Origin of the sequence: Halococcus salsus, from assembly GCF_009900715.1 — an archaeon.
GTDB lineage: Archaea > Halobacteriota > Halobacteria > Halobacteriales > Halococcaceae > Halococcus > Halococcus salsus.
In genome coordinates, this window is record NZ_JAAAJC010000001.1 from 929,759 (window position 1) to 942,631 (window position 12,873).

The following is a 12,873-nucleotide window of genomic DNA, read 5'->3' on the forward strand; positions in this document are numbered from 1 at the left end:
CCCACTGCCGGTTTCAACGGGGATCGTGGTCGGTGGGTTCTACGGCTCGTCGAAGACCACGTCGAGACCGTCGTGCCGACAGACTTCGAGGGCGTGTTTCGCGGCCATCCCGGCCGGCTGGGCGGTCCGCGCCCGTCCGACCCCGACCTTGAGGTCGACGTCGACCACCTCGCGGACGTGGGCGATCGCGTCGCGGTAGGCCGTCTCGTCGAGGCTCGAACAGACCGCGATGATGTTGTCGCCGCCGACGAAGAAGGCGAGCGAGTCGTGGGCCTCGCGGAGGTAGCGCATGAGTTCGGCGTAGCCCTGCTCGATGTGGATGAAGGTGTCGAAGGCCCCGATCCGGTCGGTGTACTTCTCGGTCGCGTCGTTGACGTCGAAGTGGGCGACCTGGAGGTCCTCGGTCGTCCGACGGTCCTCGGCCAGCGGTTCACCACGGAGGATCTCCCGTCGGTCCTTCGCCTGGGCGCTGCCCGCGTCCTGTAACTGGGTGCTCGCCGTGTCGAGCGCCGCGGCGGGGGTGTCGCCGGTCGCGACGCTCAGGCTCAACGTCACGGGATACCGGTTCGCCACCGACTCCTGGACCAGCGCGTGGGCGTCCATCCCGATACCGTTGGTGACCGCGATCATGTTGTCGAACCGCGAGAAGAAGACGTAGCCGTCGCGGTTGCCGAACAGCTGCGAGAGGTCGGCGTAGAGGCGCGACTGGAGCGTCTGGAGGTCGACTTCGCGACGCGGTTCGGGGGTGACGGTCCAGGGCCCGTAGTTGTCGATCTGGATGAGCGTTACCTGCGTGTTCGTCACGGTGGTCGAGGTACGAAAGCCGCCAGTATGCGTCTTTGGATATCGAGACCCGGCTCAGTCGCTTTCCGAACGGGACTCGGTTCCCGATGGCGGGACGGACGGCTTTCCGACTCCAGCATCGTCCGATCCACCGGCGAACACCACCGCGAGGATCACGACGAGTTCGTTCGCCGCGCCGACGAGCGCGAGGTACTGGATGGCGGGGAGCGACACCGACTCGACGCTGCCGGCGAGCGAGGGAAGCACCACGAGCGCGCCCCCGACGCCTGCGAGCCCCGCCAGCGCCGCGAAGCCACAGAACGCGAGCCGCAGCCGGCGCGAGAGGTGGTCGATGGCGAGCAGCGCGGTCGGGATCACGACCGGGAAGGCGATGAACAGCACCCGGGTGATGTTGCGCGCGATGAGGGGCTGAAGGAACGCGAGCGGCACGACGGCGATGCCGGCGGCGAGGAACGCGGTTCGGCGGTCCACGGACCGCTCGCGAACGACTTTCGGCAGCGTGAGGAGCCCCCACAGCGCCGCGAGCACCCAGAGCGTGCCGAAGGCGCTGTAGACCTCGTAGGGGATGTAGAAGACGCTCATCGCGAACTTGTCGAGCTGCGCGCCGACCCCGCGAGCGACGATCGCGCTCAGGGTGTCGCCCGAGAAGCCGTAGAACACCCGCAAGCCGAGGTACATCACGCCGGCGGGTATCGCCGCGGCGACGGGGCGGACCACACCACGAATCCCCCGTCGTTGGAGGCAGTAGAGCCCGTAGATCGGGAGGGCGAACAGCACGCTCTCCTTGGTGGCGACGCCGAGCGCGAGGAGGAGGGCGAAGACCACCAGTCGATCCCGATAGGCCGCCCAGAACACGCAGGCCAGCATGAACATCGTCACGCCGTCGACCAGCACGAGGTTGGTCGAGAGGTAGGCGACCGCGGGCGAGACCACGAACAGCGCGAGGCCGAAGCCCGCCCGTCGAACCCCGAACCCGAGGTCGCGGAGGTAGGAGTAGACGACGACCCCGCTCGCGGCCAGCGCGGAGACGTTGACGACCGCGAACCCGACGAGTCGGGAGGTCGGGAGCAGCCACGCGAGGACCGGCGTCACCACGCGATAGCGGAACGGTGCGGAGGGCACGTCCGCCGCGTCGAACGGAGCGCGTGCGATCTGGAAGTACTTCGGCGCGTCGCCGGCTCGCACGACGAGAAGCGGATCGACGAACAACGACGCGCCGGCCACCACGAGCCCGACGAGCAGCGTGCTCGTGAGGATGGCGGCGGGGAGTTCGTGATCGCGCCACGCGTCGGCGATCGGGTTGGAGCTCATCGGTGACGCGCCACGAGCGGCGTTAGATGCGTTTGAAGACGCCCTTCACCAGCGTGAGCGCGCCCTGGTCCCAGGCGACCCGGTGGTCCAACCCCGTGCCGTCGGTCTCGGGATCGTCGTAGTTGTCGAGGTACCACTCGTAGGTCTCGACGAGCGCCTCCTTGTTGGAGTAGCGGGGTTCCCAACCGAGCGATTTCAGCTTCTCGACGGAGACGTAGGAGTCCTCGTGGGCGGTCTCGTAGACCCAGGGGTAGAGCGGCGAGAGGTTGAGCTTGTCGAGCGTACGGAGCGCGAACACCGTGAGCGGGGTCGGGGTGCCCACGGTGCGCTTGCCGGTGCCCGCGTAGTCGATCGGGGCCTGGAAGTCCTCCTTCATCGTGCCGAACTCCTCGGCACCCACGTTGAACGTGGTGTTGACCTCGTCCTCGTCCTTCGCGAACATGAACTCCATCGCGCGCACGAGGTCGTAGACGTGCATCAGCTGGTACTTGTTGTTGCCCCAGCCGACCATCGGGACGTTCGCGCCGGACTCGATCCAGTCGAACAGCACTTGAAAGACGCCGAGGCGCTTCGGGCCGATGAACGTCTTCGGTCGGAGGATCGGAACGCACATGCCCTGTCGACGGAAGTCGCGACAGATCTGCTCGGCCTCGATCTTGGCCTCGCCGTAGGGACCAACGCCGTCGAGCGGGGATTCTTCGGTTATCGGGTGGTGGTCGTGGGTGCCGTAGACCGCGGTCGAGGAGATGTAGACCACACGGTTGACGCCCGCGTCCTTGGCGGCCCAGAGGACGTTACGAGTACCGTTGATAGTGGTGTCGCGGATGCGCTCGTCGTCCCAGAGCGGGAGCGCCGCGGCGGTGTGGACGACCGAGTCCGCGCCCGACTCCTCGAGCGCGGCGGCGATGGACTCCTCGTCGCGGACGTCGCCCTCGATGAAGTCGACGCCATCGATCTCGTCCTCGGGTTTGAAGGGTTTGAGGTCGAGCGCCACGACGTCCCAGCCGCGTTCCTTGAAGTATTCGCAGGTGTGAAGCCCGAGGAATCCGGTGCCGCCGGTGACGAGCAGCGTTCCGGGCTCGGTGAGCCGTTCGTCCGCTTGCTGTTGTGCCTGCATTGCCCCGTGATTCACGATGGGGTTTGAACTATCTACCGATACGGTCGCGTTTCGACGCCGGAGCTTGGCGATAAAACGTGCTGAAACGTGTCCCGGACGCCGGGAACGAAGCGGAACGGTCCGCACCGATCGGCCGTTTTATGGGACCCCATCCCGCAGAAGGGTGCAATGGGCGAGGCGCAGACACAGCGGAGCAGCATCGTCGACACGGCCGTCGGTCTCGCCTACGAGATCCGCCCGTGGCAGTGGTACAAACAGTCGGTCCTCCTCATCGGGATCGTCTTCTCGCGGGAGCTGTTCAACCCCGCGGCGTGGAGCCAGGTCATCCTCGGCGTGCTGGCCTTCTGTGCGATCGCCGGTGCGACCTACATCTTCAACGACATCAGCGACGTCGAGGCCGACCGCAAACACCCCACGAAGCGCAACCGGCCGATCGCCTCCGGCCAGGTGAGCGTCGCGACCGCGGGCGCGTTCGCGGTCGCGCTGCTTGTCGGCGGGTTCGTGTTGTCGTACGCCCTCGGACGGCTGTTCCTTATCGTCGTCCTGACGTACATTGCACAGAACGTGCTCTACTCGCTCTACCTCAAGGACGTCGTGCTGGTCGACGTGATGCTGATCGCGATCGGGTTCGTGCTCCGGGCGGTGGCGGGCGTGGTCGCCATCGGCGTGGCGCTCAGCCCCTGGCTCGTGGTCTGTACGTTCCTCGCCGCGCTCCTCCTCGCGATCGGCAAGCGCCGCAACGAGTTCGAGGCCAGCGACCTGCCCGGCGAGACCCGGGCGACCCTCGAGGAGTACACCCCCGAGACCCTCGACCAGCTCCTCGGGATCGTGACCTCCACCCTCCTGATATCCTACTCCATCTACACCTTCACCGGCGCGAAGCTCGCGATGATGCTCACGCTCCCGTTCGCCTTCTTCGGGGTCTTCCGGTATCACCACCTGGTTCACACCACCGACTCCGGCGTCTCGCCGGAGGTACTCCTGATCGACCGTCAGTTCATCCTCAACCTCGCGCTCTGGGGGCTGATCGCGGTGATAGTGCTCTACGGCCGCCCCCGGGCCTGGCTGATCGGGGCCGGGGTGGTCTGATGAAGCGCTACGACCTCCAGGTTCACACCGACGCCTCGCCGTGTTCGGCGACCCCGCCCGAGGAAGTGGCTGCGGCCGCGGCGGACGCGGGTCTCGACGGGATCGTGGTGACCGACCACGACACCCTCGCGAACGTCGACCGGGTTCGTGCGGCGGCTCCCGAGGGGTTGGACGTGATTCCGGGCGTCGAGGTCACCACGACACAGGGGCACCTCTTGGGGATCGACGTCGCCGAAGCGCCACCGCAGACGGAGCCGCTGACAGTCGTGGACCGGATCCACGACCAGGGCGGGCTCGCGGTGCTCTCGCACCCGTTCGATTCGCTCCGGCAGTACTACGACCGCGACCTCGACGACCTCGCGGCGGCCGTCGACGGGGTCGAGGTCGAGAACTCGCGGTGTGTTCGGGAATCGTTCAACCGGCAGGCGCGCGCGTACGCGACCCACCACGGACTGGCGATGACGGGCGGGAGCGACGGCCACTTCCCACGGGAGGTCGGGCGGGCGTACACGGCGGTCGAGGGGTCGCTCGTGGACGCGATCCGCGAGGGCTCGACCACGCCGCGTGGGCGCGGTCGGTACGCATCGGGCCACGTTCTCACGAAGGTCCAGCAGGCGCGACGGCTGATCGGGGGCGCGACGCCGTGAGCGGCCTCCCCGACGAGGGTCGGCCGGGCGGAGACCCGACGGGCGAGCCGGACGGGCTCACCGGCCGTGTTCGGCGGGTGGTGAGCGAGCACGGGATCTGGGTGACGGCGGTGCTCACGGTCGTGGTGTTCGCGGCGCTGTTCGCCTTCGGCGACGCCAACCAAGTCGCGAACGCGCTCGCACAGTTCGATATGCGGGCGTTCGCGGTCGTGATCGCGCTCACGACGGTCGGCTATCTCGTCCGGTTCGTGAAGTGGGAGCTCTACCTCGACGAACTCGACATCGACGTACCCCGGACGACGAGCCTCACGGTGTTCTTCAGCGGGTTGATGATGGTCGTCACGCCGGGGAAGGCGGGCGAGGTCTGGAAGGCGTGGCTCCTGCGCGACATGGAGGACGTCCCGGCGAGCAAGACTACCCCCGTCGTCGGGGCCGAGCGGATCACCGACGTGGTCTCGCTCGCGGTGCTCGCGTCGGTCGGCGTGGTGGCCTACGGCCGTTCGCCCGCGATCCTCGCGGCGGTCGTGCTGGCCTTCCTCGCCGGACTGGGGTTGCTCCAGTGGCGTGCGGGCTGTCTGCGGCTCCTCTCGTGGGCCGAAGGCCTGCCGGTCGTCGGCGAGTACGCCGACGAGTTCGAGACGTTCTACGAGAGCACCTACGTCCTCTTCCGATTCCGGCCGCTGGCGCTGGCGACGCTCCTCAGTGTCGTCGCGTGGGCGCTCGAAGGGATCGCGCTCTGGATCACCCTCGACGGGTTCGGGGTCGAGGTCTCGGTTCTCGCCGCGGTGTTCGTCTTCGCGCTCGGGTCGGTGATCGGCGCGGTGAGCCTCCTCCCGGGCGGTCTCGGTGCGGCCGAAGCCAGCATGACCGGGCTCCTGCTCACGTTCTCGGTCGCGGAGCCGATCGCCGTCGCCGCGACCCTGGTGGTCCGGGTCGGGACGCTCTGGTACGCCGCCGTCCTCGGGTTCGCCGTCTTCACCGTTCACAAGCTCCTGGGTGGGGAACCGAACCCCGAGGCGTGACCGGATAGCGCGGAGCGGACACCCGATCTGTTTCGCACGGCCGAGGCATTTCGTACGGTCGGAGCGGTTGGCGCGCGCTCGCGACCGGTCCGAACGATAGTGAGGGCCGGTCGTGGACACTGTGCGAGGGATGAGCACCGGAGTGAGCGACTAACGGGAGCGAACGAGGAGCGCAGTCGGCTGGGGAGGCGTGTGGCTGTCGCGGGACGGTGGGGTGCGGAGATGCAAGTTGTTGCACCGCGAGCGAGTGAAACGAGCGAGCGGGCCAAGGAACCTCCGAAGGAGGTGACGCAGGCTTTTGATCCACATTTTGCCAGGGAGCGAACGAAGTGAGCGACCGCAGCAAAAGGTGGGGGCGTTTTACCACCAATAGTCGCCGATCAGCTGCATGAAGAGCGCCTGGCCGAACACGGCGGCCGCGAGGATCGCCCGCCGGCGGGTCGTGGGGTCGGCGGCCCGGACCGCGGCGGCGACGGGAACGAGCAGGAACGGGTAGACGAACAGCGCGCCGCGGGCGGTCTCGCCGGTGTGGTAGACGCTCCCGAGGAAGAGGCCACCGAGCGAGAGCACCGCGCCGCCGAACAGGAGCAGGGGCTCGCGGTCCACCCGACCGCCGGCGCGGGCGCTCCGCCGGAGGACGCGTACGCCGCGGATCGCGAGCACGCAGAGGAAGGGGGTGAAGAAGAGCGCGATCTCGGCGACGTTCTCGATTCGGCTGTAGAGGTAGCGGAGCGGCGAGACGAACAGCAGGAACCCCTCGGTGTTCTGCTGGTCGGACGCCAGCGAGAACGAGTGGAGGTAATCGAAGCCGAAGCCAACCGCGAGGAGGGCGTAGGCGGCCACGAGACCGACGAGGACCACGGCGAACGGGAGCCACTTCTCGCGGCGGGCGAGCGCGAGCACGCCGAGCACCGGGAGGATGAACACGAACGTGAAGGTCTGGGTGGAGGCGACGAACACGCAGACGAGCGTGCCGAGGGCGGCGACGACGGGTGAGTCCCTGGTGAAGCAGTAGACCGCCGCGAGCATCACGACCGTGATCATCGCATCGAGGCTGGTGAGGGTGTAGATCTGGACCGCGGGAAGCAGGACGAACAGGAAGGTGGTGTAATTCGCGACCGACGCGGGGTAGTAGGTCCGGAGGAGCCGTGAGAGCAGGAGGGCGGCGAGCGCGAGCGAACCGAGACCGACGACGAGCGAGACCCAGAGCGCCGAGGGGAGTATCGTATCGAGGACGTAGAAGGTGAGCACCGCACCCGGAGGGTGTGTCTGTGCGTGGAGGGGTAGCGAGAGCTGCTGGGCTTCGAAGGTTTCGAGGAACCGGACCGGGTCCGCGACGTCGATCGCGGCGAGGTAGTAGCCCCCAGGATCGAGGATGTCGATCGCCGCGCGCTCGTAGTTGCCGGGGGCCGAGAGCGGTCTGAGGATCCCCGGGCCGACGCCGTGGGTCAGGGTGGTGAGCACGAGCAGCGCCCCGCCGGCGACGACTATCGGGAGGAGGGTGCGGTGGTCGGTCCGGAGGAGCACGACCACGGCGACGGCGAAGACGACGAGCGCGAGCGCGGCGAAGACCGCCGCGTCGGGCAGCGGGAGGCGCGTCACCCGAAGCGCGAACTTGCTGATCGGCCAGTATCGCGGGATCGGCACGTTCTGTGCGTCGAGAAGTTGGCGGTCGAACAGCTTGATGACCAGGTTACAGAAGACGACCGAGGTCAGCGTCACCCAGCCGAGCCCGAGCACCGCACGCACCGAGAGCAGTCCGTCCGATCGGCGTGCGGCGTCGGTCCCGGCGGCCATACTCGTCCGTTCAGTCCACGACGCTTAGGTGCTTCCGTCCGCGCCGGCTCAGGCCGACCCCGATTCGGGGCCCTCCGTCTCGGGGTCGTACTCCCAGAGCCCGTTCGCCCGCATGGACTCGCCGACGCGCTGGTGCATCGTCTGGATGTCCCCGATCTCGTCGTCCTCGACACCGTCGAAGACTTCTTCGAGGCTCACGACCCGCTCGTAGTTGAGCCGGATCGGTTCGTCGCCGTGTTCGTCGACGAACGCGCCCACGTCGAGCGGGAAGTCCTCCCCCTCGTCGACCTTCTTCGCGACGATCGCCTGCCCGTACTTGCGCATTCCCTCGCTGCCCTCCTCGCCGTCGGGGTCGTGCGGCCAGTCTGCCATACTTGCTCCTACCGCGCTCGCCGCAAAAGGATTGCCGTCCGTCGGCGCATCGTCGGGATAGTGCGCCAGGGGACGGTCGGCCCGCTGGTCGCGCTGCCGCTCGCGACGCGCTTCGGCTACACCGTCGAGTACCTCCTGTGTGCCGTGCTCGTCGTCGTCACCGCCGCGCTCGTTCTGGTCGCCCTGGTCGTCGAGGGCACCTCCACGGTCGACAAGCGGCTCGTCTCGGCCGACGATTGAACATGGAGTTCGACCGGTGGAGCTTTCCTGCGCGAGCCACGAGTCCGAACCGAAGTGAACAAGGGCTCCAGGTCGAACGTTATCCTTCGGTAACGCAGCCGTCTCGCTGACGGGTTCGACCGGCTCGCCGACGGTGGAAGTCCCGGCACCGACCGTGTTCGGTCGCGCTTGCCGGTGCGACACGCTGTTCGGCACTCGGTTCGCGCGCCGCGCCAGTCGTGCGTGAACCACTTTTCGGGTTCCTCTCGATGGGCGCAGCGCGTGGGCTGTCCCGTCCTCCGACCACCATGACCCCCAGCATCCACGCCAATGCCGAACACGCCGCGAGCCCGATCCTACCGCCCCCGACAGCATCGCCTCGGCCATCGTCAACGATACCACCACCGCCACTGCCACCGCTTCCGCGACTCGGTATCTGATCCGGTTTCGAGTGAGTGGCCGGTCGATCCACCCGGTGCCGGGTTCGTGCTCGGGTCGCGGGGGTGGCGGGGATGAGCGACGATACTCGCGTTCTCGAACTCGAATCACGGGTTTCGGCCGCACGACCCGTCTATCGGTTCCGTACCGCGGACGGCGTTCACTCGAAGCGCTCGTTTCGCACAGCCGAACTCCTGCTTCTCGACGCGCTCTGGGATTCGACCCTCGGGGACTGTTGCTGTCTCGAAGCCACCTACGGGGTCGTCGGTTGCGTGCTCGCCGGCCGAGCGGATTCAGTCCACATGACCGAATCGAGCGCCCGTGCCGCGCGTCTCTGTGGGCGAAACGCGAGCGCGAACAGTGTCGACGCGACGACCGCGCTCACTGCCGACCCGCGAACCCTCGACGAGCGATTCGACACGGTGGCGTACGCGCCGAAGCCCTACACACCGCTCTCGATGGGCCGCCAGCGCATCGCGAACGGTCTCGCCGTTCTCCGTCCCGGTGGTTCGCTCTCCCTCGTGGCGGCGAAACACACCGGGCTCACGCGCTATCGAGCCTGCCTTCGCGACCTCGTGGCCGGCGTCGAACGGGTCACCGAGCGCGACGGCTTCGTGGTGCTCCGTGCCAGCCGTCCGCCGGTGTTCGACCCGCCACAGCTCGTTTCGCCGCGAACGATCCACACGGCGGTTGACGGCACCGAACTGTCGCTCGTCACCCTTCCCGGGGTGTTCTCGGCCACCGGGCTCGACGACGGAACCCGGTTACTCCTCGAAGCTGCGACCGTGGAGAACGGCGAGCGGGTTCTCGACCTCTGTTGTGGCTCCGGCGCTATCGGAACTTACACCGCCCGTGTCGCCGACTGCGAGGTTTGGCTCACCGACGACGACTGCGTCGCGACGTGCTGTGCCGAGCGCACACTCGACGCGTCCGGCGTGACGGGGTCCATCGTGACCGCCGACTGTACCGACGGCGTCGATGGCCCGTTCGACCGCGTCCTCTGCAACCCACCGACTCACGCCGGTCGTGGGGTGCTCGCGGACCTCTTCGCGGGTGCTCGTGAGGTGCTCGCGCCCGGTGGTGAGTTCGTTCTGGTCCACCATCGCGACCTCGACCTTCGAGCGCATCTCTCGGGGTTCGAGACGGTGGAGGCGCTGCGGACGGGTGACGAACACGTCGTCCTACGAGCCACCGGATGAGGACGGACTACCCCGCTCTCGTTAGCCGTGCCTGGCGATGGTGCGTCCCGCGAAGAACGCGACGACACCGACCACGAGGGCGATGACACCACCGATGTTGAAGAAGAGGTCGGTGAATCCACCGCCGAACACGGGTCCCGCCGTCCTGAAGAACGCCATCGCGAACACCCCGAGGAACGGGGCGGCGGTGAGTGCGACGACGAACCCCCACGCTCGGCGGTCCCGCCGAGCGTGATATCCAAGCCCGAAGAACAGCGCGGTCGGTACGAACAGTGATAGAGCCATCCGGGACCCGTCGGTGAGGGTTCGACCGGCGAACACGACCGCGAGAAATGCGACCACCGCACCCAGCGCCACGACGAGGGAGACTCGCTCGTTGTGTTGCGCTGCCCCGTCCAGTCGACGTGTCAGGAATCCAGCGGCCCCACCGAGTACGAGCATCGTGAAGAACACTATCGACAGGGATTCCGTAGCGAGCTCCGGACCGACAGCGAGCGCGGTGGCGAACAGCCCTACGAGACTCGGAACGAGCGTGTCCGTCGGTACGAACGCCAGATAGGTGGGTTCGAAACCGACCTCATCGGGTCCGCCGCTCCAGACCACCGCCGAATCGTTCGTCGTGGCGATGCCAGTCGGTCGGTTCGCGGGACGGTAGCCCGGCGGAGCGTGGACCACGATGGTATCGACCCGGGCAGTGAGATACGGACTGGTGAGCGAACCGACGACGACAGCCCCCGCCGAGCGACGGGCGAAGTCGGAGTCGCGATAGGTCACGACGAGCGTGTCGTTGTCAACGGTGCTTCGAACGTCCGGTCCGTCCATGGCCGAGCGATCCACCGAGTCCCGAACGATGCTCCGTCTGCGCTGGTCGTTCTCCCGAAGGGCGTCCGCACCCGAGCGGAGTTCGACACGGGTGTGCCAGCGCGCGGAACCGTTCTCGGCGACCTGTATCGAGAGCTGACTCGCCCCGGTCGAGAGACCGACGCCGTGATCGGCCGCCGACTCGGTGAGTGAGTCGCCACAGACGCCACACAACGGTTCCGGCGGTGGGCTCGCCGCGGTCGCGCCCACGACGGTGAGGGAGAGAACGAGAGCAACTACGAGGAGGGACCGGGAACGAGCGGGCATCGACTTCTCAAATTGCGGATCGGTTCGGCTTAACTATTTTGGAGACCGTCGCTCGTCGGTTACCGACACTCGTCGTCCGTGTTCACGAGAATGCGGTGGGGATGGGATTCGAACCCATGAGGCCATAGGCCACCTGTTTTCAAGACAGGCGCAATTGTCCACTCTGCCACCCCACCGCGACCCCGACTACCGCCGCGCGTGTCTAAGGCCTGTCGGTGTCCGCTTTCGAGACCGTGAGTTCGTTCCCGTCCTCCTCAATCCCGATACCGAGACCCGAGAGACACGCCGCGGTGTGCTCGGGAACCCGCCGTCCAGCGCGTTCGCGGGCTTCGATGAGCCCCAGCGCGCCCGCGAGGTCGGCGGGCGTCTCCAGTACTGGCAGCATCGGTGCGTAATCGACGTCGAGCCCCGCATCGAGCGCACGGTTGGTCAACGTCGTGATGGCGGGGGCGGTGTAGGCGTCCGCGAAGTCGATAGTGGCCCCGAACGCCGCGGCGTAGACCCGACCGTTGGGTGCGGGTCCGAGAACTACGTCGTTCCGGCGGAGCTTCATCGCCAGCCCGTCGACATCGCCGCGGGCGAGGAACGGCGCGGTCGGTTCGATGGCGATCACGGAGGTCTCCTCCTCGGTTTCGAGCAGGTGTGTGAGGGTGTTCCCGACGCGTCCCGAGAACGTCGACCCGACCTGTGGCTCGAATCGCGCCGCGTCCGGGTCGTCGAGCGCATCCGTCACGACCGTTTGGAGGTCCTCCGGAGGGTCCTCGCCCTCGGCCCGGTAGTTGACGATGAGGTCGGCTGCGCTCTCCTCGACCGCACGAACGGTGTCGGCGCACATCGCCCCGTAGAGCGCTACATGGTCCTCGGCCGAGAGCGGCGACGGGTCGAGACCGGGGAGCACGCCCGTCCGCGGCGGGTCACAGAGCACGGCGACGGTGGTCATGGGAGGGGTCGGTGCGCGGCCGTCTTGAACGACGTGGGTCGGGCGCGGGAGCCGCCTGGGGGCCGGCGGTGCGTTCGTCGGACCGCGAGTCTTATTTGCAGCGACGGAGTGATCCAAGCAACGACAATGGTCTCCGACAACGCGGCCGGGTCGTCCTCGGGAGCGCCCGGGTGGGTCGTCGGTGGGACGGCCGACGACGTCGAGCACTCCGGAGGGTCGATACCGCTCTCGACCGGGACCGTCTGTGAACTCATCAGCAACGCCCGCCGCCGGGCGGTCATCGAACACGTCGCAGCGCTCGACACCGAGGAGGGCGTCGGGATGGGCGACCTCGCACGAACGATCGCGGGCGAGGAACACGACATCCCGCCCGCGACGGTCTCGGCCGAACAGCGAAAGACGGTCTACGTCTCGCTCCTCCAGAACCACCTCCCGAAGCTCGACGCCGCGAACGTGGTCGCCTGGAACGACCGCTCGGGGATGGTGGCCCACGGCGAGTGTGTCGACGAACTCGCGGCCCTCGTCGAGAGCATCGACCGCGCCTGCGACCCCGATGGCGTCTGAGATGCATCCCTCACAACCGCTCGCCGTCGTCGTCCTCTTTCTCACCGCCGTCGTGCTCCTCGCTACGCTCGTCAGCCTCGTGCTCACCGGGCTCGGCCTCGCGACGGTCGTGACCCTCGCGATGGCGCTCCTCGCGCTCGCCGGGACGTGCGCCGTCGGTGCGGGCTCAGCGCGGCGGCGCTCGAACCCCTACTGGTAGCCCGACGGGTACGTTTTCGTTGCTCCG

At 67.7% G+C, this 12,873-nt stretch carries 14 protein-coding genes and 1 tRNA gene; 7 read left to right on the forward strand and 8 right to left on the reverse strand.

The window, feature by feature from the left end:
• Positions 1 to 39: 39 nt before the first annotated feature.
• From GT355_RS04910 to GT355_RS04920, 3 genes are read right to left on the reverse strand one after another with little or no spacing between them, the layout of a single operon-like run.
• On the reverse strand, positions 40 to 804 hold the full coding sequence (locus GT355_RS04910; protein ID WP_160133582.1) for a GTP cyclohydrolase III: 765 nt from the start codon (positions 802 to 804) through the stop codon (positions 40 to 42).
• A 54-nt stretch (positions 805 to 858) separates the two neighbouring features.
• Complete coding sequence (locus GT355_RS04915) at positions 859 to 2,115, reverse strand: hypothetical protein (RefSeq protein WP_160133583.1); 1,257 nt, start codon at positions 2,113 to 2,115, stop codon at positions 859 to 861.
• A gap of 22 nt (positions 2,116 to 2,137) precedes the next feature.
• Complete coding sequence (locus tag GT355_RS04920) at positions 2,138 to 3,232, reverse strand: NAD-dependent epimerase/dehydratase family protein (protein ID WP_160133584.1); 1,095 nt, start codon at positions 3,230 to 3,232, stop codon at positions 2,138 to 2,140.
• Between the two features lie 168 nt (positions 3,233 to 3,400).
• Between GT355_RS04920 and GT355_RS04925 the strand changes: the two genes are divergently transcribed.
• Genes GT355_RS04925 through GT355_RS04935 form a run of 3 tightly spaced genes read left to right on the forward strand, consistent with a single transcriptional unit; the run spans position 3,401 to position 5,990 of the window.
• Positions 3,401 to 4,321 (forward strand): UbiA prenyltransferase family protein, encoded by a 921-nt coding sequence (locus GT355_RS04925; RefSeq protein WP_160133585.1) that lies wholly within the window; start codon positions 3,401 to 3,403, stop codon positions 4,319 to 4,321.
• Entirely contained in the window at positions 4,321 to 4,968 is a 648-nt protein-coding gene (locus GT355_RS04930; RefSeq protein ID WP_160133586.1) for a PHP domain-containing protein, read from the forward strand. The genes GT355_RS04925 and GT355_RS04930 overlap by 1 nt, the downstream gene beginning before the upstream one ends.
• Positions 4,965 to 5,990, forward strand: coding sequence for a lysylphosphatidylglycerol synthase transmembrane domain-containing protein (locus GT355_RS04935; RefSeq protein WP_160133587.1), 1,026 nt, complete (start codon positions 4,965 to 4,967; stop codon positions 5,988 to 5,990). Before GT355_RS04930 ends, GT355_RS04935 begins: the two co-directional genes overlap by 4 nt.
• Positions 5,991 to 6,350: 360 nt before the next feature.
• Here GT355_RS04935 and GT355_RS04940 read toward each other — a convergent pair whose 3' ends face one another.
• The gene (locus GT355_RS04940) at positions 6,351 to 7,787 is read right to left on the reverse strand and encodes a hypothetical protein (protein WP_160133588.1); all 1,437 of its coding nucleotides are present in this window, start codon (positions 7,785 to 7,787) and stop codon (positions 6,351 to 6,353) included.
• 48 nt (positions 7,788 to 7,835) lie between these two features.
• Complete coding sequence (locus GT355_RS04945; protein ID WP_160133589.1) at positions 7,836 to 8,159, reverse strand: DUF5785 family protein; 324 nt, start codon at positions 8,157 to 8,159, stop codon at positions 7,836 to 7,838.
• A 60-nt stretch (positions 8,160 to 8,219) separates the two neighbouring features.
• Here GT355_RS04945 and GT355_RS04950 point away from each other — a divergent pair, with 60 nt between their 5' ends.
• Entirely contained in the window at positions 8,220 to 8,399 is a 180-nt protein-coding gene (locus tag GT355_RS04950) for a hypothetical protein (protein ID WP_240145716.1), read from the forward strand.
• Between the two features lie 491 nt (positions 8,400 to 8,890).
• Positions 8,891 to 10,015 carry a methyltransferase gene (locus GT355_RS04955; RefSeq protein WP_160133590.1) on the forward strand — a complete coding sequence of 375 codons (1,125 nt, stop codon included), beginning with the start codon at positions 8,891 to 8,893 and terminating at the stop codon, positions 10,013 to 10,015.
• A gap of 21 nt (positions 10,016 to 10,036) precedes the next feature.
• On the opposite strand, the gene GT355_RS04960 is transcribed toward GT355_RS04955, so the two are convergent.
• From GT355_RS04960 to GT355_RS04970, 3 genes are all read right to left on the reverse strand, one after another.
• Entirely contained in the window at positions 10,037 to 11,143 is a 1,107-nt protein-coding gene (locus GT355_RS04960) for a hypothetical protein (RefSeq protein ID WP_160133591.1), read from the reverse strand.
• Positions 11,144 to 11,236: 93 nt separating this feature from the next.
• Positions 11,237 to 11,319: transfer RNA gene (locus GT355_RS04965), tRNA-Ser, on the reverse strand.
• A 26-nt stretch (positions 11,320 to 11,345) separates the two neighbouring features.
• Complete coding sequence (locus tag GT355_RS04970; RefSeq protein WP_160133592.1) at positions 11,346 to 12,083, reverse strand: hypothetical protein; 738 nt, start codon at positions 12,081 to 12,083, stop codon at positions 11,346 to 11,348.
• 126 nt (positions 12,084 to 12,209) lie between these two features.
• Between GT355_RS04970 and GT355_RS04975 the strand changes: the two genes are divergently transcribed.
• Together GT355_RS04975 and GT355_RS04980 are read left to right on the forward strand one after the other, a co-directional pair.
• Positions 12,210 to 12,647 (forward strand): DUF7344 domain-containing protein, encoded by a 438-nt coding sequence (locus GT355_RS04975; protein ID WP_160133593.1) that lies wholly within the window; start codon positions 12,210 to 12,212, stop codon positions 12,645 to 12,647.
• Position 12,648: 1 nt separating this feature from the next.
• Positions 12,649 to 12,846, forward strand: a complete 198-nt coding sequence (locus GT355_RS04980) for a hypothetical protein (RefSeq protein WP_240145717.1) — start codon at positions 12,649 to 12,651, stop codon at positions 12,844 to 12,846.
• The last annotated feature ends 27 nt before the right edge of the window (positions 12,847 to 12,873 follow it).

Coding starts and splice junctions, on each gene's coding strand:
- GT355_RS04915 (WP_160133583.1), bottom strand. CDS start 2,115: ATGAGCTCCAACCCGATCGCCGACGCGTGGCGCGATCACGAACTCCCC.
- GT355_RS04920 (WP_160133584.1), bottom strand. CDS start 3,232: ATGCAGGCACAACAGCAAGCGGACGAACGGCTCACCGAGCCCGGAACG.
- GT355_RS04925 (WP_160133585.1), top strand. CDS start 3,401: ATGGGCGAGGCGCAGACACAGCGGAGCAGCATCGTCGACACGGCCGTC.
- GT355_RS04930 (WP_160133586.1), top strand. CDS start 4,321: ATGAAGCGCTACGACCTCCAGGTTCACACCGACGCCTCGCCGTGTTCG.
- GT355_RS04940 (WP_160133588.1), bottom strand. CDS start 7,787: ATGGCCGCCGGGACCGACGCCGCACGCCGATCGGACGGACTGCTCTCG.
- GT355_RS04945 (WP_160133589.1), bottom strand. CDS start 8,159: ATGGCAGACTGGCCGCACGACCCCGACGGCGAGGAGGGCAGCGAGGGA.
- GT355_RS04955 (WP_160133590.1), top strand. CDS start 8,891: ATGAGCGACGATACTCGCGTTCTCGAACTCGAATCACGGGTTTCGGCC.
- GT355_RS04960 (WP_160133591.1), bottom strand. CDS start 11,143: ATGCCCGCTCGTTCCCGGTCCCTCCTCGTAGTTGCTCTCGTTCTCTCC.
- GT355_RS04970 (WP_160133592.1), bottom strand. CDS start 12,083: ATGACCACCGTCGCCGTGCTCTGTGACCCGCCGCGGACGGGCGTGCTC.
- GT355_RS04975 (WP_160133593.1), top strand. CDS start 12,210: ATGGTCTCCGACAACGCGGCCGGGTCGTCCTCGGGAGCGCCCGGGTGG.
- GT355_RS04980 (WP_240145717.1), top strand. CDS start 12,649: ATGCATCCCTCACAACCGCTCGCCGTCGTCGTCCTCTTTCTCACCGCC.